This window comes from Claveliimonas bilis, from assembly GCF_020892095.1.
Classification (GTDB): Bacteria; Bacillota; Clostridia; order Lachnospirales; family Lachnospiraceae; genus Claveliimonas; species Claveliimonas bilis.
Genome location: NZ_AP024845.1, coordinates 292,747 through 312,401 on the forward strand (window position 1 = coordinate 292,747; position 19,655 = coordinate 312,401).

Genomic DNA, 19,655 nt, shown 5'->3' on the forward strand with positions numbered 1-19,655 from the left:
TATCTTTCCCCAGGCACTATTTGCTCCGCTTCAGGATTTCTTTCAGTTCGTCTATAGTATATTTGTAGGCTGTATTACAGAAATGACACTTCACCTCAATATCTTTGCCTTCCTTTATCATCTCTTCTATATCTTTCTTGCCGATGCTGACAACTGCCTGCTCCACTCTTTCCTTAGAGCAGTTGCAGTAAAATCTGGCAGGCATCGTATCTGTGATCTCCAGTCCCATACCTCCCAGCAGTTCCTCCAGAAGCTGCTGCGGTGTATATCCGGCATCCAGAAGCTTTGTAACTGAAGTCACCTTTTTCAGATTTTCCTCCAGCTGGTCTATGGTCTTGTTCTCTGCAAAAGGCATAAGCTGGATAATGAATCCTCCCGCGCATTTTACTGTATTGTCTTTATCCATAAGAACACCCAGTCCGACAGAGGAAGGGACCTGCTCTGAATTGGCAAAATAATAGGTCAGGTCCTCTGCAATCTCACTTGTCACAAGGATGGTCTGCCCGGAATAAGGCTCCTTTAACCCCATATCCTTGATGACTGTCAAAAGACCGATCCCTACTGCTCCCCCTACGTCAAGCTTACCGTTTTTGGGCGGCAGCATTACATCCGGATTCAGCACATATCCTTTGACATTGGCATGGCTGTCGGCTGTTACAGTAATCCCTCCCAGCGGCCCGTCCCCTCTGATCTGAAGGGTCAGCATATCTGTATCGTTTTTCATCATACTTCCCATGATGGCTCCCGCCGTCAAAAGCCTTCCAAGCGCCGCCGTTGCCACCGGGCTTGTTCCATGCCTTCTTCTTGCTTCCTCCACTGTATCTTTGGTTACTGCCGCAAAGGCACGGATCTGCCCTTCCGCCGCTGTTGCTCTTACGATATAATCTGTCATCTATTGAAATTCCTTTCTTTTCTTTTTTCTGTACATTACCTTTTATTGTAATATGTTTTGTCTTTCTTTACAAGTAGGACCACAATCGAGTAGGGGAGATTTTCTCTCCCCTCTCACACCACCGTACATGCCGTTCGGCATACGGCGGTTCAACGTAACTTCAAAGCATGTCGCTCATTGTAATAGTCAAAACAGCTTACAAGCCCTGCTCTGGCTAATACTTCTTTAGAGATTGCCCTGACAACGCATGTCTTAGTCACTACCCAGTAATAGCGGTCTCCACAATACGCTGTCAGTCTTGCAAGGTCTTTTCCGATTCCAAGTTTCTGCAGTCCCCATTGCCGTTTCTTCGGCACTTTCCACTGCTTCCAGATGATAACTCTGATTCTTGTTCTTAAATGTGCGTCTATCTTTATCATCGCTGTTTTCATGGAACCAAGGGCATAGTAGTTAATCCATCCTCTTGTCGCCTGATTGATTTTCTCAATCTTGCTCGTGACTGTCCCCGGCATTTTTCTACAGGTCAGTTCTTTCAGTCTGTTTTTGAACTTCTTCACAGAGTCCTGATGGGGTCTGCACTTCCATTCATTTGTCTTACTGTCCTTGTAGAATCCGAATCCAAGATACTTCAACTTTGACGGTCTTGTGATGTGCGTTTTGGTCATATTGACCTTTAACCCCAGTTTCCTCTGTATCCAGTCTGATACCGTCCGCATCACTCTTTTGGCACTCGATTCGCTTTTGACCGCTATGACACAGTCATCTGCGTATCTTGTGAACCGGAGTCCTCTCCTCTCCAGTTCCTTATCCAATTCATTCAGCATGATGTTTGACAGCAATGGTGATAGATTTCCGCCCTGTGGGGTTCCGAGTTTGGTTTCCTCGTATCCCTGTGGCGTCATAACTCCTGCTTTTAGATACTTGCGAATTAAGGATTCTGTATCGCCATCGTTGATAATCTTGTGAACCAGACTCATCAACTTGTCCTGCGGTACGTTATCGAAAAATTTCTCCAAGTCGATATCTACTATCCACTCATATCCCTCGTTTAGGTATACAAGCAGCTGTCTGATTGCCATTTCACAGCTCCGGTTCGGTCTGAAGCCGTAGCTCCATTCCGAAAACAAAGGCTCACACATGGGGCTTATCACCTGCACGATGCCTTGCTGGATTACCCGATCCATTACAGTTGGGATTCCCAGTTTTCTCATTCCGCCGTTTGGCTTAGGGATCTCCACTCTCCTGACTGGCTGGGGCTTGTACTCCCTGTTCCTGATTTGATTCCTGATACTTTCCCAATTCTCTTTGATATAATCGCCAAGTTCTTCGACTGTTACCTCATCCACCCCTCCTGCGCCCTTATTGGCACAGACTCTTTTGTATGCAGTGTTCATGTTATCTTTGGACAGTATCTTTTCCAACAGTTCTGACATTGCCTTGTGTGCTTTCTCCTTTCCGTTTCCATGGATTTGCCCTAGGTTGTGCAGTACCTGCTCATTTACGTTTCGCCCCTCCTGCCGTCAGGTATTCCATGGAGCATACATTTGATTACACGGTTACATTGTTCAGCCCTTCAGCACTTCCCATTCCAGGGCTTTGCCTACTACGGCCTCTGCTGACTTCTCACAGTTCGTTGTTACTACTGCGGGTTTCACAGCCTGTGAGACCTCACGGGATAAGCCTGCCAGTCTTTCCTCATCTACCTGCCTGATCTACGCACATGGGTTACGGTTGCCTTTTGGACTTCACTGTCTGTAGTCAGCTTATCCGCCATGTACGCCTTATATCAGGTTTCTGTTCGTCAGGCTACGATTTCGCTATCCCTTCTTCTCGCCCACATCTCACGATGTAAACCTTGGGAGTCGCTATGGGGTTCGTTGGCAACTACGCCCCTTGTGGACTTTCACCACAGACTGACGGCATGCCCGTCATACGACAAAAAGAGTGCGGCCTATTTTCCGCACTCTCTTGCCATCATACATATTCTTTCGCTTTCTTTGGTAGGTGCCTGCTCCGTGTAGGAGTCATAGGCAGCCACGAACTTCATACCGCTTTTTTCGATCCGTGCCTTCATCTCTTCCAGAGTATACGCTCTTTGCAGATGAATTTCCTGATATTTCCGGTAAAGATCGCCCTTCTCCTGCACAAACAAAGTCAGTGCATATTCATTCAGTCCTTCTGCTTCATCATAATAGTTTTCCCAGATAAAGCTGCACTCTTCCCGCTCTTCCGCAATCGTCTCATCCCTAAGAATCTCTTTGTATTTATACTCTGTATTGAAATCAAAGATAAAAATTCCTCCGGGATCCAGATAATTGTTGACTAATCTGAAAATCTGCTCCAGCTCATCTTCCTCTGTTATGTAATTGATACAGTCACAGACACTGACAATAGCCTTTACGGTCCCGTACAGTTCAAACTGGCGCATGTCCTGGAGAAGGTAGAGGATGTCATGGCCGCTCTTTTCCTTCTTATTCATGGCAATCTCAAGCATTTCTTCAGAGTTGTCCACACCGATCATATCATAACCGTATGATGCCAATTCTTCCGTCATGCTTCCGGTGCCGCATCCAAGATCCAGAACAAGACCACTGTCAATTCCTTCTCTTTCCAGAAGCTTTCTTATATACTGCGCCCACTCCCTGTAGGGAACATTATCCATAAATGTATCATAGACTTCCGCGAATCCGGTATAGCTTTCCATTAGCAGATTGTATGGATCCAGCCTTCCGGAGCTTCGATATGCCCCATCTGGATTCCGGTGAGTGTATCGTAAAGCTTCTGGATGGTCGGTCCCATCTTTTCCATTCCGCTTGGGAAGCAGATCTCTTTATCGTGATCCACAATCTTTCCTACCGGGGAAATAACTGCTGCCGTTCCGCACAGACCGCATTCTGCAAAATCTTTTACCTCATCCAGATAAACTTCTCTTTCTTCTGTCTTAAGTCCCAGATATTTCTCCGCTACATAGAGAAGAGAACGTCTTGTGATGGACGGCAGAATTGTGCCGGACTTAGGTGTAACTACCGTATTATCTTTTGTAATAAAGATAAAGTTAGCTCCGCCTGTTTCTTCCACCTTAGTCCTTGTAGCTGCATCCAGATACATGTTTTCATCATAGCCTTTCTGATGTGCGTCAACAATAGCATAAAGGCTCATAGCATAGTTCAGTCCTGCCTTTACATGTCCGGTTCCATGAGGCGCTGCACGGTCGTAATCGCATACGCGGATGGTGATCGGTTTTGCTCCTCCCTTGAAATATGGTCCTACCGGAGTAGTAAATACGCGGAACTGGTATTCGTCTGCCGGCTTTACGCCGATGACCGCATTGGATCCGAACATATATGGACGAATATATAACGTTGCCCCGGAACCATACGGCGGAACGTATGCTGCATTGGCTTCCACTACTTTATGAACCGCCTCCACAAAACGATCTTCCGGAAATACCGGCATCTCCAGACGTGCTGCGGAATCAGCCATTCTCTTGGCATTCAGATCCGGACGAAATGTTACAATATGTCCATCCTCTGTCGTGTATGCCTTCAAGCCTTCAAAACATGTCTGTGCATACTGAAGCACGCAGGCACACTCATTCAGTACAATATTTGCATCGGAGGTTAAAGCCCCTTCGTCCCATGCCCCGTCCTTATAGTTGGAGACATATCGCATATCTGTCTGCATATAGGCAAATCCCAGATTTGACCAGTCAATATTTTTCTTTTCCATGGATAATTCCTCCGTTCCTTCTTTTATTAATCTTTTTTCATTATAATACTGTCATATACAAAATTCAAGAGTGCACTCTGTTTTTTTGCCGGGCATATTATCAGCTGTGAATAGTAACTTAGCGCTCCATCATACTGATGGATTCGATTCCTACGCTTCCACCCCGCACTACTTCAATACTCTTAAATTCTTCCTTCATCAGTTTGATAACTGCGTCATTCTTTGTCGCGGTCTGGACGAACTCTAAAAGAAGGCTGTCCTTTCCGTAGTCAATGACTTTTGCCTTGAAAGTCTCTGCAATCTGAAAGGCCTCGATCTTATCCTCAGAAGTACAGTTTTTTACCTTAATATAAAGGATTTCCTTCATACGTACAAAAATATCGGTAAAATCAATGACCTTGATCACTTCTACCAGACGGTTCAGCTGCTTCTTGATCTGTTCAAATGTCTCATCATCGCTGACTGTGGCAATCGTCATACGGGACACCGTCGGATCTTCTGTTGTCCCGACAGTAAGGCTGTCAAGGTTATAAGATTTCCCGGAAAAAAGTCCGGAAATTTTGGAGAGAACGCCTACCTGGTTCTCCACATACAGGGATATCCATCTTTTTTTCATTGTACTGTTCATTCTTTTCTCTCCTTTCTCTTAACAATCCATGATCATATCTTCCAATGTTCCGCCCGGCTGGATCATAGGATATACCAGATCTTCCGGATCGATCAGAAATTCAATCACAACAGGCACTTTGCTCTTCTTTGCCTCTTCAAAGGCCGGTTTTATCTCTTCCTTTTTCGTTACACGGATGCCTTTTGCTCCATAGCTTTCCGCCAGTTTCACAAAGTCAGGCGTATAAGGAGGACACTCTACCTCGCCGCATTTACCTCTGCAGGCTGCTCCTGACCGCAGGCAGGTCATAGAATACCGTTTGCCGTAAAAGAGCTTCTGCCACTGACGTACCATCCCAAGTACGCTATTATTGAAAATGCAGCTGATGATCGGAAGCTCCTCCAGCACTGCTGTGGCAAGCTCCTGTATATTCATCTGCATTCCCCCATCTCCGGAAATGGAGATAACCGGCTTATCCGGATTTCCAATCTTGGCGCCGATAGCCCCCGGCAGGCCATATCCCATTGTACCAAGTCCGCCGGACATGATAAGCTGCTTTCCCGGTTTCAGTTCCAGGAACTGTGCCGTAAACATCTGATGCTGCCCTACGTCTGTCACGACAATGGCTTCCTCAAAACTTTCATTGATTTCATCAATAATATCTTTAGGAGTCATGATCGGGCGTTTCTTCATCACGAGAGGATGCTCTGCCTTCCAATCAGCAATCTGCTCCAGCCAGCTTTTTGTCTCGCAGACTTCCACATATTCCAGCATTTTTTCAATTGCTTCATGAGCATCGGCAACAATCGGCACATCGACCTGCACATTTCTTGAAATAGCAGAGGTATCAATATCAATATGGACGATCTTCGCGCAAGGTGCAAAAGAATGCAGTTTCCCGGTAATGCGGTCATTGAATCTGGTACCAATGGAAAACAAAAGATCACAGTTGTTTACCGCCATATTTGCTGCGTACGCCCCATGCATACCAAGGTTTCCGATAAAAAGCGGATGATCTGTAGGAACCGCTCCGCGCCCCATAACGGTTGTTACAACAGGAACATTTGTCTTCTCCACGAGTTTCGTAAACAGTTCCTGTGCATGGGCGATATTAACGCCTCCTCCCGCAAGGAACAGCGGATTCTTTGCTTTGCCAAGCATTTTAATCGCCCGCTTAAGCTGCCCGATGTGTACATGAGTATTTGGCTTATATCCTCTGATATTTACTTCAGACGGATATTCTGCACTTCCCAGTTCTCCCATCACATCTTTAGGAAGATCAATGAGCACCGGCCCGGGACGCCCCGTCCGTGCGATATAAAAGGCTTCCCTAATAATCCTTCCAAGATCTTCTCTGTTCCTGACTGTCACTCCGTATTTTGTGATGCTTCTTGTAATCCCTACAATATCTACCTCCTGAAAAGCATCGTTTCCAATCAGATGTTTTGCCACCTGTCCTGTAAAACACACCAATGGCACACTGTCATAATTAGCAGTCGCAAGCCCTGTAACCAGATTGGTAGCTCCCGGTCCGCTTGTAACAAGGCATACTCCTACTTTTCCGGTTGTCCTTGCATAGGCATCTGCCTCATGGACCAGGGCCACTTCCTGTCTTGGCAAAATAACTTTCGTATAATCCTGCTTATACAGCTCGTCGCTGATATCAATTGTACAGGCTCCGGGATAGCCAAAAATTGTATCCACTCCTTCTTCTCTCAAGGCCTTTACCAGTAATTTGTTTCCAGATATTTTTTTCATACTGTTACCTCCTTTTGATTATTAGGAACGAACAAAGAAAAACCCTAAGCCAAAAAGCTTAGGGCGAATCTTTCATCCGTGTTACCACCTAAATTCAGAAACAATGTCTCTGCACTCTGTCAGTACGGGAATTTCTCCGATACTGCTTCCGCTAACGCCGGAAATACGTTGGAGCCTACTAAAAAGGAAATGTTTTCCCTCTGTTCGGTCCACTGCTCGAAGGCTACTTCCACAAACCCTTCACGAAGATTTTCACCATCCATCTTCTCTCTTGGCATCCGGTGTCTATGTACTCCTCCTTGTCATAGCATTTTTCCCATAAATTCTTTCTTTGATTTTAAATTATAAAATCTGGTAAATTAGTGATATTATAATGGATACCCTCCGGAATTGTCAAGGTTGCAAATTTATCCTCTTTCTTTATTTTTCCTAGAAGAAATCCACTCCTCCTGGGGAAATGCATCCATATCGTCAATCTCCACAATATGATAGGCTCCATCTTTATAATAAGCGGGCTTCATACCGCCGCTGCGAAAAGCCCGGACTAGATCTGTTTCTGACTGTATTTCCATTGGAAAATAGGTTGCACACACTCCTACTTTTTCCGGTACATGGCAATCACTGGCCCCCACCGGAATCAGATCCAGCTTTTTCGCATATTCTGCGGCTTTCATGCAAGCCTCTCTGTGTGTACTTCCGTTGAGCACTTCAATTCCCGAAAGCCCTGTCACCTCATCAAGATGTTCCTCCATTCCCCTCCGGTTATTCCGAAAAGGATGTGCGCTGTAGCAGACTCCTCCCTGTTCTCTGACAAAATCAATAAATTCCTGCGCGCTAATGCGCTCTCTTGGGTAATCCTCGATCCCATAGGCGATAATATCTCCCTGAAGAGAGTAAAATTCAATTCCCACAAAGATGGGATACCCTGTTTTTGCCGAATATTCTTTTGCAAAAGAACGAATATCCATATTATCATGGTCAGTGATACATATAGCATCCAATCCTTTTTTCTTTGCAATTTCAACGATTTCTTCCAACGTAAGATAACTGTCCCCCGAATTTCGCATCTCATGCATATGCAAATCGATAAACACAATACCCCTCCTTATGTTATCCGTTTTCTAATCTCTCTTTTCCCGGGCATAACACTCTTTTACACACAGCTTTCCATGAAATTTCAGAAAGATCAGGGCATGGCTGTCTGCCCACTGCGATTGCCGCTGCAATCTGATCTGCCAGCTCCTGTTCAAACTGTTTCAGCTCTTTTGGATCCTGTCTCCCGCTTTCCGCTCCCTTTTCCGCCGCCTTTGGCGCTTTCACATAAAAGACCGGTGCATCGGGAACTGAACTGGTAAGGAAGGGACGGATCCCCGGCAGGTCTGTCACTACGGCCCTGTCCCCACATGCAAGTGCTTCAATCAAAGTAAGAGGCAGCCCCTCACCAAAGGAAGGCAGGACAAACACATCAGATTCCCGATATCTGTCCGCCAGCTCTTTTTGCGGCAGTCGCCCCAGGAAATCAACCGGAATGGGGGATCTTTCTGCAATCTTACGAATCCCGGCATACTCCTCCCGGTTTCCGCTTCCTCCCGCAAGGAACAGCCTGATGGAACCGGCCTTATCCCTCAAAGCCGGATCTTCCTGCATCTTCTTTGCCAGATAATCCATGCTTCTTATCAAACTTGCCGCTCCCTTGCTCTGTGTGATTTTGCCTGCAAAAATAATCTGTGTACCTTCTTTCACCTCCCTCGCTTCCCCTGGGGAAGCCTTGCGGGATGATGCTTCACAGAAAATTTCAGCATTATACCCGATACCGGAAAGATAAATCCTGCTTTTCTCCACAGGAAACAGCTCCAGAATTTCCTGTTTCTGTTCATCGTGAAGGGCATAGATCCTGTCAAGGGCAGCTATATGCTCTCTGATATAGCTCCTCTGCAGGCCATGGCTTCTCATTTGCCGCAAGTCGGTATTATGACAGAATCCATAAACCGGAATACTGCCGGCACATTCCTTTGCAATGGCTGTGACAAGATAAAGATGATGGCTCAAGATCAGATCCGGGCGAAATTTAACGACAGCCTCTTTGATCTTCTTTCGGAACGCTGTCATAAACTGTTCTGTCATCTCTTCTGTCATAGTGCGATACACCGTGCTTTCATAAGGCATCTCATCGGACATCCCGGCAATGGCAAAAGGCAGCTCTTCTGTATGAAAATATACAAAAAACCGTTCTACATCCGGCGGAAGAAGGATCTCATCTTCCGGGTATACACCGGCAATTACCGCCTGTGTATGCCCTTCCCGGTTCAATTCCTTCACAAGCTCTGACAGGTAGATACCGCTCCCTGTACTGTCCGGCTTCTGGGCTGTGATATTCAATATTCTCATTACTCTCAGGATATCCTTTCATAGACCGTGAAATAATATTCCAGATCGAAATAGGTCTGTTCCTCACTGATCTTTGTCATCTTCCACTGTGGATCCGCATCCAGGTCAGGGAACCACGTATCCGCATCATAGGCATGTTCCGTTTTTGTTATATATGCCTTGCTGCAATAGGGCAGAAGACTGCGGTAAATACTCTCTCCGCCTATGACATAGATGTCTTCCTGGCTGTATTTTTTCAACTCTTCCATAAGTTCTTCCATGGAATGCACCAAAACAGCTCCGGCTGCCTTGTAACTTTTATCCGATGTCAGTACAATATTTGTCCGGTTTTTCAAAGGCTGTCCTCCCGGAAAGCTCTCCAGTGTCTTGCGCCCCATCACAACAACCTTTCCTGTCGTTGTTTCCCGAAAGAATTTCATATCCTGGGGAATGCTTACCAAAAGTTTATTTCCCTTTCCGATCGCCCAGTTTTTATCTACATTCACGATTAAATTCATCTTATTCTCCCTTATATTCCCGAAAAATTTATATAGCTACCGGTATATTTTTTATCTGTTCATGAGTCTCATAATCAAGCAGTTTCACATCGTCCGGCGTAAAATCATAAAAGTCCTTCACTTCCGGATTCAGCCAGAATTTCGGCGCCGGAAGCGGCTTCCTTTGTATCAGTTCTTCGATCATCGGAATATGGCGGTCGTAGATATGGGCATCGGCGATCACATGAACAAATTCGCCCACTTTCATGTCACACACCTGTGCCAGCATATGGAGCAGTACGGCATACTGACATACGTTCCAATTGTTTGCCGCCAGGACATCCTGGGATCTCTGATTTAAAATACCATTGAGCGTCAGCTTTTCACTCCCTTTTTCCTTTGTCACATTAAATGTCATGCTGTAGGCACAGGGATACAGCGCCATCTCATGAAGATCCTGATGAACATAAATATTCGTCATAATTCTTCTGCTGTAAGGATTATTTTTCAGATCAAAGATCACCCGGTCCACCTGGTCCATCATTCCTTCTTTGTACTGATGCTTCACCTGCATCTGATAACCGTATGCTTTTCCGATGGATCCGCTTTCATCTGCCCAGCTGTCCCAGATATGGGACTTCAGGTCATGAATATTATTTGATTTTTTCTGCCAGATCCACAAAAGCTCATCTGTACAGCTCTTTATCGCCGTCCTTCTAAGTGTCAGGGCTGGAAACTCTTCCGCCAGATTGTAACGGTTCACAACCCCGAATTTTTTAATCGTATAGGCAGGGGTGCCGTCCTCCCACACCGGGCGCACCTTTTCTCCCTCTGTACTTGTCCCATTATCTATAATATCCCGGCACATCTGAATAAAGATTTTATCCGCATAACTCATTGCATTTCCTCCTCGTCTGATCCTGCCATATTTTTCAGGCTGTTACCTGTCAGGCGGTAAACTGTCCACCCCTTCATCGGCTGTGCATGAAGAGATAAATAAAACTCAATACTTGGCCGGTTCCAGTCCAGGCAGGACCATTCCAGGCGGCCGCATCTCTGCTCTACCGCAATCCGGGCCAGCTCTCTAAGAAGCCCTTTTCCATAGCCTCTGCCGCGATATTCCGGAAGAACAAACAGATCTTCCAAATAGATTCCGGCTCTACCAAGAAATGTGGAAAAGTTGTAAAAAAACAGAGCAAACCCTACTTCTTTTCCATCTTCCAACGCAAAAAGAACCTCTGCTTTCTTCTTTTCAAAGATCCACTCTCTGAGAAGTTCCTCTGTCGCCACCACCTCGTCTTCCAACTTTTCATATCTGGCAAGATTCTTTATAAAAAATAAAATCTTCCCCGTATCTTCCGGGAAAGCGAACCGAAATTCCGGCTTTTTCTTCAATCTTTTATCCTTCTTTCTGCTTATTTTTCCACATAGAAATATTATATCAGTTTCCGTCTCATGGTTCAAGGAAAACCCGGCAGATAGAAATAGCGATTTCTTAAGTCCAAACAGGACAGGGAATCCTCCCTGTCCTGCCGAAAATACTCTTTTTGAAACAGCAATTCCATCCTTTCACAGATTAATTACAACACTCTCTTAGAATGCCGTCCAGTGCATTTGCGCTGCTGCTGTGGGAACGCTCCACCCGTACATCATAACGCTCCGCCTCTTTCAGAGCACAGTGTACCATCTTATGGGCCACCGTAGAGGTGAAAAGGATGATAAGATCCGGACGCCCAATCTGTGTTTTTAAATTTCCTGCCATTCTCGTAAATACTTTTGCCTTGCAATTATACTTTTTACAGATTTGCTTATATTGACATTCCATCCGTTCATTTCCGCCAATAATCACAATACTCATGTCATAATCTCCTTTCTGTCCGAATCCTCTTTTCCTATCCTATTTCGCCGCTTCCGCCAATGCTTTCCCTGCCTTTTCACATGCATTCAGCGCCTCTTCATCCGGGGCCTCGTTGGCAATCACTCCCGATCCTCCGATCAACACAGCTCCTTCCGCTTTCATGCGCTCTTCCCAGGTGCGCATCCACTCTCCGTCTCCCCATCCGTACGAACCAAATAAAAGAATGTTCTTTCCGCTCACCTTTCCTTCCAATTCCTGTACGAAAGGCTCCATCTCCGACTCTTCCAGTTCTTCCGCACCCATGGAGGGGCATCCGAGGGCAAATACATCCCCTCTGGCAATTTCTGACGCATCTGCCTGATCTACTGAAAGGAGCTCCGCTTCTGCTCCTCCCTCTACGATTCCTTTCACGACAGCTTCCGCCATAGCCTGTGTGTTTCCTGTTCCGCTCCAATACACAACTGCAATACTCATACCTGCATCCTCCTATCATGTAAAAATCAATAAACTGACATTTTAAGCCGCCCATGCCACAATTTCCGTAAATCGCTTTCCGGCCAGCAGCTCTTTTACCGCCTCGTTCCTGGCTCTGTCGTATGCCTGAAACTGTTTTCTTGCCCGCTCCGGATTATGATATACTTTCCAGTACCCGGACAACAGATAATCCTTTCCTCCGTTTTGAATGAAGCCTTCTACATCCCGAAGAGGATAGTCAAGAAACACTCCAATCTCATGCGGAAAGGAAATATCCTCTCTGGAGTACATGCCGATCCGTTCCGACAAACGATCCAGCGTTTCTTTTACCATATACCCTCTGTATCCGTAAGAAGAAAGAAACCTTCTTATTTTCCCGGTCCGTATATATCTGGCAAACGCTTCTTCCCGGTACAAAAATACAAGACAACGTTTCTTCCCGGAAGCGAGGATACGAAAGGAAATACCGGATCCCTCCAATATCCTCTCCAGCATTTCACAGGCATCCGGCGCCATGTTCGTAATCGCTGCAAGCTTAATTCCTTTCAGGAAAGGGGCACACTGCAGAACAAGCTGTGACTGTATCCGCCTCACTTCATCTCCATCTGACAAAAGGTAAGAAACCACTTCTACCGGCATAAATTCCTCCGTATTTTGAAATTGATTATCATTTACTTTTAACAATATAGCATATCCTACTCAAATTATCAATACATTTTTTGATAACTTTTATCAATTTCAAAAAGAAGGCATCGGAACATCCGACGCCTTCTTTGTTATATTTCTATGGTTCTGATACATTATACAGTACCCGGCTTAACATCTTCTGCAAAGCCTGGACTTCCTTTTTTGTCATTCCGATCGTAAGCTCTTTATCGATCTTTTTGCGGTCCGCCTCCATTCTTTTCTGAATATCATAGGCCTTCTCCGTCAGATAAATGTTTTTACATCGCTTATCTTTCGTGCTGGGGACGATCAGTATAAATCCTTTTTCGTCCAACCTTTTCAGCAACCCTGTCACCGTAGGATTTTTCAGGCTCAATGCCTTTTCCACATCCTTTTGGTTAATCTCTTCTTTTCTGCTGTGAAACAGATAATCCAGCACTGCACATTGGGAGGCTGTTATTCCCAGCGTACGCAGCCTGTTATTAAAATCTTTTTCATATACATTATTGATCTGTTTGAACAAAAAACCGATAGGGAGCCGCTCCTGCATCATATCATCCTTTCTTATCTGGCTGGTCTGGCAAATACAGAAAATATCTGCGTCCTTCCAAGCACTCTGGCAACTGTAAAAAACAACACAATATCTATCGGAAGCAGAATCGCTTCTTTTATAATTCTGGCCGGAAGCAGTACTGCAAAGGCATTTCCATAAAGAATCGTAAGCCAGTACGTATTTAAAAGCAGATTCACAAAAACTGTCACAAGTGTGTTTGCCACAATAATCCTCTTCAGGCTCACCGGCTTTTTATAGAGCACAACGCCATAGATCAGGCCGGCCAGCAAGCCGCTGATCGTAAATCCCGGGAAAAATGCTCCGATGGGTTTTACTGCGTATTTAGCAATATCGGCGATCGCTCCCATAAATCCTCCCGCTACCGGTCCAAACAACATTCCCGTCAATTCATTTGGGATAAATGCAAATCCAATCCTCAAAAAATCCCCAATCTGAATCGTAGCATAAAATCCCAACACAACCGCCAGCGCAAGCAGCATTGCCATAACCGCAAGTTTTCTGACATCCTGAAATTCATGAAGTGAATCTGCAAATAATTTTTTTGTTTTTTTCATAAAAAATACCTCCTTTTCGCAGTAGTCCTTTCAGCTACCCATAAGCAGGTATTTCTGTCTATGTGTAGCAGCGGGATGCGGAACATGTACCGCAAGCTTCTTGCTTTTCGTCCCGCTGGCAACTCCCCGTCCAGCCGGCACTTAACGCACACATTCCTACTCTGCTCTTCCTTTTTTGTTTGTGTTCATCCAAATACTATGATGATTTTGTTTTATTCTAGCACACTTCTTGCCATGAAACAATGCTTTCCTAATATTCACGGATTACGCTGCTGATTTCATGTACGACATCAAGCTTTTTCAGATCATTCAGCGCATCTGCCATATGGTACTCTTTTACCTCTTCTGTTCCTATAACAAGTTCAGCCATTCCGCTTTTAATTACCTTCTGCACCACCTTGGAAATGCTCACCTTATGAGTAGCCAGTTCTCCTGCAATGGCAGCCAGTACACCCGGCTTATTTACCACCTGCATTCGGATGAAAAACTTATTTTTGATATCTCCCGGATTTTTCACAGGAGTTGTGCGGTAACAGGTACAGCCGATCCGCCCTGTGCAGCCGTACTGCATATTGCGTATTACATCGATCACATCTCCCATGACAGCGCTGGCTGTGGGAAATTCGCCTGCTCCCCGTCCGTAGAACATCACATCATCTACCGCATCTCCATGCACAAACACTGCATTAAAAGAATCCCTTACTGTGGCAAGCGGATGATCTTTGGAAATCAACATGGGATACACGGCCGCTTCAATCTGTCCGTCCCTCTGCCGGGCAATGCCCAGCAATTTAATAACACTGTCAAATTCTTTTGCATACCGGATATCTCTTGCAGTGATTTTGGTAATTCCTTCTGTGTATACATCATCAAACACAACTCTGGAGTGAAAGGCTGTAGAGGCAAGGATGGCTATCTTTCTTCCTGCATCCAGGCCCTGAATATCCGCTGTGGGATCCGCCTCCGCATAGCCAAGCTCTGTTGCCTGATCCAAGGCTTCCTGAAATTCCATATTATCTTCAAACATGCGTGTGAGAATATAGTTGGTCGTTCCGTTGACAATTCCCACTGCATCGGATATTTCGTTTCCGGCCAGACACTGTTTGAGAGGACGGATAATGGGAATCCCTCCTGCCACAGCTGCCTCAAAAAGAAAATCCACTCCGTTTTCCGCCGCTGTTTCATATAACTGTGCTCCGTGAACCGCTACCAGATCCTTATTGGCTGTCACTACGCTTTTGCCTGCGCGCATCGCCTCCAGAATAATGGTTTTCGCCGGCTCAATGCCTCCCATCACCTCAATGATAACTGAGATTTCCTCATTTCCAGTAAGATCTCTGTAATTATCTGTCAGAAGACTTGGATCCACTCCTTCTCTCTTCTTTTCAATATTATGTACAAGGATACCCTCAATCTGCAAAGAAACACCTGTTTTTTTCTCTATTTCTTCCTTCTGTCTCTTGGCAAGTTTGTAGACACCGGTTCCTACTGTTCCAAGGCCAAGCAGCCCTGCCTTGATTATCTTTCGTTCTGTCATATGCTCCCTCCGTTTCATGTCGTAAAGTATAGCACAGTTACTATGGTTCTTCCAGAATAAATAAATCATTAACAAATCTATTCTTCTGTTTTCCTTTATTGACAAATACGTAACTAGTTGCTATCATATTAGTAACAAGTTACTATTTTAGATAGGGTTTTCTTCCTATCCACTCAACGGAGGACGTATGGAAATCAATGATCTCATTCAAAAATTTTCTGATTCAACGGAAAATCAATGCAAAGCACTGTTCAGTACGCTGTTCATCGCTGAAAACAGACTGCAGACCATATTTGACAACACCACCCCGGAACTGTCCCTGAAGCAGTTCATGCTCCTGACTATGGTAAGGCAATCGAAGGATCATCCTACTTTCACCCAGCTTGGACGCCTCCTTGGCTGTTCCAGACAGAATATCAAAAAGCTTGCCCTCGCACTGGAAAAGAAGGGATTCGTTACAATCGTCCCCTGTCAGCAGGATGCACGCGCTTCCAGCATTTACCCTACAAGCAAACTAAATGACTATTTTGAAAATGTATTTACTACATATCAAGAGGATCTGCGCTTTCTTTTTGAAGTCTACTCTGAAGAAGAGATCGCACAACTCTTCCTGTTAATGATGAAACTCTACAAAGGGATTGAAAATCTGGAATCAAAAACAGGAAAAAAGGAGAACTAAGTATGAGCAGAATTTTAGTATTGTATCGTTCTAAATATGGTTCAACCAAAAAGTATGCTGATATGTTAAAAGAGGAACTGGCCTGTGACGTCTTCGAAATAGGAAATTTTCCTTTTCATCAGGCGGAGCATTATGATTTTATTATTGCGGCAGGCGGCATATATGCAGGAGGGATATCCGTTATGAAAGATATCCGGCGGAACCAGCGTTTTCTTTCGGATAAAAATGTGGTTATCTTTGCCGTCGGCGCAAGTCCTTTTTATCCCAAAACATTTGAAGAACTTAAAAAACAAAATTTAAAGGATCTCTCCTTTTCTGTCACCATGTTTTATGGGCGGGGAGCATACGATGAATCTGTCATGAGCTTTAAGGACAGAACTCTGTGCAGAATGTTAAAAAAATCGCTTCAGAAAAGCAAACCAGAGACATTGGAACCATGGATGGAAGCTTTCCTGGAAGCGGATGGTAAAAGCTGTGACTGGACAGACAGAGCTTATCTGGAACCCCTTTTTGATTACCTCAACGTCCGGTCTGCAACTTAGCTTACTATAAATAAATTTTCCTCTATTCAATAGAAAGTTATACAAAATTATGGAAGAACGGCACTTGAAACAGAGTGTCTTTTTCTATGCAGCGAAACAGAATGGCAACGCTTAGAAGAGCGTGATATAATGTTGGTACAGATAAATTATCTATTTTTTTCAAACAGCCTCATTGCATAGGAATAACAAACAGTCTATCCTTAAAGTAGGAGGTGGCAAAATGGCAAACGAAAATAAAAAAGATTTTAATGCTATGCTGCACGATAATAAGGATATGCCAAAATTTCAAATCATTACAGACAAGAAAAGCATTGAAAAATATGGTGGAAATAAAATGTATTTTGCACCACCAATCGACTATGACAAAGTAATGAAAAAAATTCCGTATGGTAAAATAATTACCGTTGGGGAAATACGGAAATACTTTGCAGAATTGAGTGGTGCTGATTTTACAGAGCCGATTACAGCAGGAATTTTTGTTTCCATTGTTGCATGGGCGAGTTATCAGCGTTTAGAAGATGAAACGCCTTATTGGAGAACATTGAAAGCAAACGGAGAACTAAATGCTAAATATCCAAATGGTATTGAAGCACAGAAAGAGAAATTAGAAGCAGAAGGACATACTATTATTCAAAAAGGTCGTAAAAATATACGATACTATGTAAAGGATTATGAAAATTCTCTCTTTGATTTGAAGTAATTCAAGTTTGTGCAAAAATTGATTACTTTCTTGTCCGCTTTCCTACCACCGACGCATTAGCGATTATTCATTATGAGAAGATACGAAAAAAGTTGTATTTTTTCAATAATGCAAAATAGCTATCAAAATCATTATCTCACCAGATAATCATTTCAATAGCTATTCTTCAGAGCGACAGACGGGGCTCGAACCCGCGACCCCGACCTTGGCAAGGTCGTACTCTACCAACTGAGCCACTGTCGCATATCTTGTAGTTCGTGTTCATCAGAACAATAACTAATATACTATATGATGTTTTGTTTGTCAACACTTTTTTCAAACTTTTTTATTTATTTTTTCCCTGCTTTTTACAGTCCTGGCAGACGCCGTTTTTTCTTCGGCGCCTGCCAAAACAGGCTTCTATTCCTGGATTTCTTTCTTTTCTTCTCTTATAATCTGAAGTCCCAGTTCATCCAGCTGTTTTTGGTCTACCGGCGTAGGCGCTTCTGTCATAAGATCTGATGCATCTTTCACCTTAGGGAAGGCGATTACATCACGGATACTGTCCTCTTTTGCCATCAGCATGACAAGACGGTCCAGACCATATGCCAGTCCTGCATGAGGCGGCACTCCGTATTTAAACGCATTCAAAAGGAATCCGAACTGCTCCTCGGCCTGTTCGGGCGTAAAGCCCAGCACCTCGAACATTTTGCTCTGTATTTCCTGATTAAAGATACGGACGCTTCCTCCGCCGATCTCGTTTCCGTTCAGAACAATGTCATAAGCCTTTGCACGGACTCTTCCCGGATCTGTATCAATATACTGCAGATCTTCTTCCATAGGCATTGTAAATGGATGGTGCATTGCCGTATAACGGTTCTGCTCTTCACTCCACTCAAGAAGCGGAAATTCTGTGATCCAGATAAATTTATACTCGTTTTTATCCAGCAGTTCCATCTGGCGCGCCAGCTCAAGTCGGAGATTTCCAAGAACATCCCAGACAACTTTATTTTTATCAGCTGCAAACAAAAGAAGGTCTCCGTTCTCTCCCTCCATTGCCTGAATAAGGGCTGTCATTTCTTCTTCTTTCATAAATTTCGCAAAAGAGGATTTTACCGTTCCATCCTCCTGGATAGCAATATAAGCAAGGCCTTTTGCACCGAAATCTTTTGCAAAATCCACCAGCTTGTCAATTTTCTTTCTCGGCATTGCACCCTGCCCTTTGGCGTTGATTCCCCGGACAGTTCCGCCGTTTTCAATAGCCCCTTTAAATACAACAAACTCACAGTCTTTGACAACTTCTGTCACATCATGAAGCTCCATACCAAAACGGATATCCGGCTTATCGGAACCGAAGCGGTCCATAGCCTCCTGCCAGGTCATCCGCGGGATTGGAAGAGACACCTCCACACCCAGCACTTCATGGAAAAGTTTCTTCAGAAGCCTCTCATTGACATCGATCACATCATCCACATCCACAAAGGAAAGCTCCATGTCGATCTGGGTAAATTCCGGCTGGCGATCCGCACGCAGATCTTCATCACGGAAACATTTTGCAAGTTGGAAATAGCGGTCGCATCCGGAGCACATCAAAAGCTGCTTGAAAAGCTGCGGAGACTGTGGAAGCGCATAAAAATGTCCATGATGGATACGGCTCGGCACAAGATAATCCCTGGCTCCTTCCGGCGTGCTTCCCACAAGAACAGGCGTCTCTATCTCCAGAAAACCTTCCTCTGCCAGAAACTGTCTTGTCAGTGTAGCCACCTGGCTTCTCATAAGCAGGTTCCTCTGCATATCCGGTCTTCTAAGGTCCAGATAGCGGTATTTCAAGCGCACTTCTTCCTTTGTTTTGGAATTTTCTTCTACCTGAAACGGAGGTGTTTCCGCTTCTGATAAAATACGCAGTTCTTCCGGGATGATCTCAATCTCTCCGGTGGAAATATTTTCATTGACAGCGCCGGAGCGTTTCTCTACTGTTCCCACAATTGCCACTACATATTCTGCACGAAGCTTTGCTGCCTTTTCCAAAAGCGCCGCCTCTGTTTTTCCTTCTTCAAAAACAGCCTGAATGATTCCGGAACGATCCCGCACATCAACAAAGACCAGTCCCCCTTTATTTCTGTTCTTCTGCACCCATCCCATCACGGTAACTTTCTCACCGATCTGTGCTGCAGACAGTTCCCCACAACGGTGGGTTCTTTTTAAACCCTGCATTGATTCTGCCATTGTTTCTCTCTCCTCC

The 19,655-nt window shown here is 44.7% G+C and carries 21 protein-coding genes, 1 tRNA gene, 1 riboswitch and 1 other annotated feature; of the genes, 3 read left to right on the forward strand and 19 right to left on the reverse strand.

Features of this window, described 5'->3' with window-relative positions; translation table 11 throughout:
• Window positions 1-16: 16 nt before the first annotated feature.
• The 17 genes from hslO to EUBC25_RS01550 form a co-directional block, all read right to left on the reverse strand.
• Window positions 17-892 carry an Hsp33 family molecular chaperone HslO gene (gene hslO / locus EUBC25_RS01470; protein ID WP_230106488.1) on the reverse strand — a complete coding sequence of 292 codons (876 nt, stop codon included), beginning with the start codon at window positions 890-892 and terminating at the stop codon, window positions 17-19.
• 149 nt (window positions 893-1,041) lie between these two features.
• Window positions 1,042-2,325: a group II intron reverse transcriptase/maturase gene (ltrA, locus tag EUBC25_RS01475; protein ID WP_230106227.1), complete on the reverse strand. Its 1,284-nt coding sequence runs from the start codon at window positions 2,323-2,325 to the stop codon at window positions 1,042-1,044.
• Window positions 2,326-2,843: 518 nt separating this feature from the next.
• On the reverse strand, window positions 2,844-3,596 hold the full coding sequence (locus tag EUBC25_RS01480) for a class I SAM-dependent DNA methyltransferase (protein ID WP_230106489.1): 753 nt from the start codon (window positions 3,594-3,596) through the stop codon (window positions 2,844-2,846).
• Complete coding sequence (locus EUBC25_RS01485; protein ID WP_230106490.1) at window positions 3,596-4,621, reverse strand: branched-chain amino acid aminotransferase; 1,026 nt, start codon at window positions 4,619-4,621, stop codon at window positions 3,596-3,598. Before EUBC25_RS01485 ends, EUBC25_RS01480 begins: the two co-directional genes overlap by 1 nt.
• A 118-nt stretch (window positions 4,622-4,739) precedes the next feature.
• A complete protein-coding gene (gene ilvN, locus EUBC25_RS01490; protein WP_230106491.1) occupies window positions 4,740-5,249 on the reverse strand; it encodes an acetolactate synthase small subunit in 510 nt (169 codons plus the stop codon).
• Between the two features lie 18 nt (window positions 5,250-5,267).
• A complete protein-coding gene (gene ilvB, locus EUBC25_RS01495) occupies window positions 5,268-6,986 on the reverse strand; it encodes a biosynthetic-type acetolactate synthase large subunit (RefSeq protein WP_230106492.1) in 1,719 nt (572 codons plus the stop codon).
• 56 nt (window positions 6,987-7,042) lie between these two features.
• Window positions 7,043-7,301, reverse strand: a binding site (T-box leader).
• Window positions 7,302-7,393: 92 nt separating this feature from the next.
• Complete coding sequence (locus tag EUBC25_RS01500) at window positions 7,394-8,080, reverse strand: PHP domain-containing protein (RefSeq protein WP_230106493.1); 687 nt, start codon at window positions 8,078-8,080, stop codon at window positions 7,394-7,396.
• A 16-nt stretch (window positions 8,081-8,096) separates the two neighbouring features.
• Window positions 8,097-9,374: a glycosyltransferase family 4 protein gene (locus EUBC25_RS01505; protein ID WP_230106494.1), complete on the reverse strand. Its 1,278-nt coding sequence runs from the start codon at window positions 9,372-9,374 to the stop codon at window positions 8,097-8,099.
• A 5-nt stretch (window positions 9,375-9,379) separates the two neighbouring features.
• Window positions 9,380-9,871: a dihydrofolate reductase gene (locus EUBC25_RS01510; RefSeq protein WP_230106495.1), complete on the reverse strand. Its 492-nt coding sequence runs from the start codon at window positions 9,869-9,871 to the stop codon at window positions 9,380-9,382.
• Window positions 9,872-9,899: 28 nt separating this feature from the next.
• A complete protein-coding gene (gene thyA / locus EUBC25_RS01515; protein ID WP_230106496.1) occupies window positions 9,900-10,748 on the reverse strand; it encodes a thymidylate synthase in 849 nt (282 codons plus the stop codon).
• On the reverse strand, window positions 10,745-11,245 hold the full coding sequence (locus EUBC25_RS01520) for a GNAT family N-acetyltransferase (RefSeq protein WP_230106497.1): 501 nt from the start codon (window positions 11,243-11,245) through the stop codon (window positions 10,745-10,747). Before EUBC25_RS01520 ends, thyA begins: the two co-directional genes overlap by 4 nt.
• Before the next feature lie 181 nt (window positions 11,246-11,426).
• Window positions 11,427-11,708 (reverse strand): DUF2325 domain-containing protein, encoded by a 282-nt coding sequence (locus EUBC25_RS01525; protein WP_230106498.1) that lies wholly within the window; start codon window positions 11,706-11,708, stop codon window positions 11,427-11,429.
• A 39-nt stretch (window positions 11,709-11,747) separates the two neighbouring features.
• Window positions 11,748-12,182, reverse strand: a complete 435-nt coding sequence (locus tag EUBC25_RS01530) for a flavodoxin (RefSeq protein ID WP_230106499.1) — start codon at window positions 12,180-12,182, stop codon at window positions 11,748-11,750.
• 42 nt (window positions 12,183-12,224) lie between these two features.
• Entirely contained in the window at window positions 12,225-12,821 is a 597-nt protein-coding gene (locus EUBC25_RS01535; RefSeq protein WP_230106500.1) for a DUF3793 family protein, read from the reverse strand.
• A 145-nt stretch (window positions 12,822-12,966) separates the two neighbouring features.
• On the reverse strand, window positions 12,967-13,398 hold the full coding sequence (locus EUBC25_RS01540) for a MarR family winged helix-turn-helix transcriptional regulator (protein WP_230107526.1): 432 nt from the start codon (window positions 13,396-13,398) through the stop codon (window positions 12,967-12,969).
• A 14-nt stretch (window positions 13,399-13,412) separates the two neighbouring features.
• The gene (locus EUBC25_RS01545) at window positions 13,413-13,976 is read right to left on the reverse strand and encodes a folate family ECF transporter S component (protein WP_230106501.1); all 564 of its coding nucleotides are present in this window, start codon (window positions 13,974-13,976) and stop codon (window positions 13,413-13,415) included.
• A 66-nt stretch (window positions 13,977-14,042) separates the two neighbouring features.
• Window positions 14,043-14,142: riboswitch (THF riboswitch) on the reverse strand.
• Between the two features lie 84 nt (window positions 14,143-14,226).
• The gene (locus EUBC25_RS01550) at window positions 14,227-15,513 is read right to left on the reverse strand and encodes a homoserine dehydrogenase (RefSeq protein ID WP_230106502.1); all 1,287 of its coding nucleotides are present in this window, start codon (window positions 15,511-15,513) and stop codon (window positions 14,227-14,229) included.
• A 187-nt stretch (window positions 15,514-15,700) separates the two neighbouring features.
• Here EUBC25_RS01550 and EUBC25_RS01555 point away from each other — a divergent pair, with 187 nt between their 5' ends.
• The 3 genes from EUBC25_RS01555 to EUBC25_RS01565 all read left to right on the forward strand — a co-directional run bounded on the left by EUBC25_RS01555 (window position 15,701) and on the right by EUBC25_RS01565 (window position 17,434).
• Window positions 15,701-16,192 carry a MarR family winged helix-turn-helix transcriptional regulator gene (locus EUBC25_RS01555; protein ID WP_230106503.1) on the forward strand — a complete coding sequence of 164 codons (492 nt, stop codon included), beginning with the start codon at window positions 15,701-15,703 and terminating at the stop codon, window positions 16,190-16,192.
• A 2-nt stretch (window positions 16,193-16,194) separates the two neighbouring features.
• Window positions 16,195-16,734: a flavodoxin domain-containing protein gene (locus EUBC25_RS01560; protein ID WP_230106504.1), complete on the forward strand. Its 540-nt coding sequence runs from the start codon at window positions 16,195-16,197 to the stop codon at window positions 16,732-16,734.
• A 220-nt stretch (window positions 16,735-16,954) separates the two neighbouring features.
• Window positions 16,955-17,434, forward strand: coding sequence for an MGMT family protein (locus tag EUBC25_RS01565; protein WP_230106505.1), 480 nt, complete (start codon window positions 16,955-16,957; stop codon window positions 17,432-17,434).
• Between the two features lie 170 nt (window positions 17,435-17,604).
• On the opposite strand, the gene EUBC25_RS01570 is transcribed toward EUBC25_RS01565, so the two are convergent.
• Window positions 17,605-17,677 (reverse strand) — tRNA-Gly (locus EUBC25_RS01570).
• A gap of 156 nt (window positions 17,678-17,833) precedes the next feature.
• The gene (gene aspS / locus EUBC25_RS01575) at window positions 17,834-19,639 is read right to left on the reverse strand and encodes an aspartate--tRNA ligase (protein ID WP_230106506.1); all 1,806 of its coding nucleotides are present in this window, start codon (window positions 19,637-19,639) and stop codon (window positions 17,834-17,836) included.
• Between the last annotated feature and the right edge of the window lie 16 nt (window positions 19,640-19,655).

Excerpts from the sequence above, each read along its gene's own strand:
- hslO (WP_230106488.1), bottom strand. The coding sequence starts at position 892 with ATGACAGATTATATCGTAAGAGCAACAGCGGCGGAAGGGCAGATCCGT.
- ltrA (WP_230106227.1), bottom strand. The coding sequence starts at position 2,325 with ATGTCAGAACTGTTGGAAAAGATACTGTCCAAAGATAACATGAACACT.
- EUBC25_RS01480 (WP_230106489.1), bottom strand. The coding sequence starts at position 3,596 with ATGGAAAGCTATACCGGATTCGCGGAAGTCTATGATACATTTATGGAT.
- EUBC25_RS01485 (WP_230106490.1), bottom strand. The coding sequence starts at position 4,621 with ATGGAAAAGAAAAATATTGACTGGTCAAATCTGGGATTTGCCTATATG.
- ilvN (WP_230106491.1), bottom strand. The coding sequence starts at position 5,249 with ATGAACAGTACAATGAAAAAAAGATGGATATCCCTGTATGTGGAGAAC.
- ilvB (WP_230106492.1), bottom strand. The coding sequence starts at position 6,986 with ATGAAAAAAATATCTGGAAACAAATTACTGGTAAAGGCCTTGAGAGAA.
- EUBC25_RS01505 (WP_230106494.1), bottom strand. The coding sequence starts at position 9,374 with ATGAGAATATTGAATATCACAGCCCAGAAGCCGGACAGTACAGGGAGC.
- EUBC25_RS01510 (WP_230106495.1), bottom strand. The coding sequence starts at position 9,871 with ATGAATTTAATCGTGAATGTAGATAAAAACTGGGCGATCGGAAAGGGA.
- thyA (WP_230106496.1), bottom strand. The coding sequence starts at position 10,748 with ATGAGTTATGCGGATAAAATCTTTATTCAGATGTGCCGGGATATTATA.
- EUBC25_RS01525 (WP_230106498.1), bottom strand. The coding sequence starts at position 11,708 with ATGAGTATTGTGATTATTGGCGGAAATGAACGGATGGAATGTCAATAT.
- EUBC25_RS01530 (WP_230106499.1), bottom strand. The coding sequence starts at position 12,182 with ATGAGTATTGCAGTTGTGTATTGGAGCGGAACAGGAAACACACAGGCT.
- EUBC25_RS01535 (WP_230106500.1), bottom strand. The coding sequence starts at position 12,821 with ATGCCGGTAGAAGTGGTTTCTTACCTTTTGTCAGATGGAGATGAAGTG.
- EUBC25_RS01540 (WP_230107526.1), bottom strand. The coding sequence starts at position 13,398 with ATGCAGGAGCGGCTCCCTATCGGTTTTTTGTTCAAACAGATCAATAAT.
- EUBC25_RS01545 (WP_230106501.1), bottom strand. The coding sequence starts at position 13,976 with ATGAAAAAAACAAAAAAATTATTTGCAGATTCACTTCATGAATTTCAG.
- EUBC25_RS01550 (WP_230106502.1), bottom strand. The coding sequence starts at position 15,513 with ATGACAGAACGAAAGATAATCAAGGCAGGGCTGCTTGGCCTTGGAACA.
- EUBC25_RS01555 (WP_230106503.1), top strand. The coding sequence starts at position 15,701 with ATGGAAATCAATGATCTCATTCAAAAATTTTCTGATTCAACGGAAAAT.
- EUBC25_RS01560 (WP_230106504.1), top strand. The coding sequence starts at position 16,195 with ATGAGCAGAATTTTAGTATTGTATCGTTCTAAATATGGTTCAACCAAA.
- EUBC25_RS01565 (WP_230106505.1), top strand. The coding sequence starts at position 16,955 with ATGGCAAACGAAAATAAAAAAGATTTTAATGCTATGCTGCACGATAAT.
- aspS (WP_230106506.1), bottom strand. The coding sequence starts at position 19,639 with ATGGCAGAATCAATGCAGGGTTTAAAAAGAACCCACCGTTGTGGGGAA.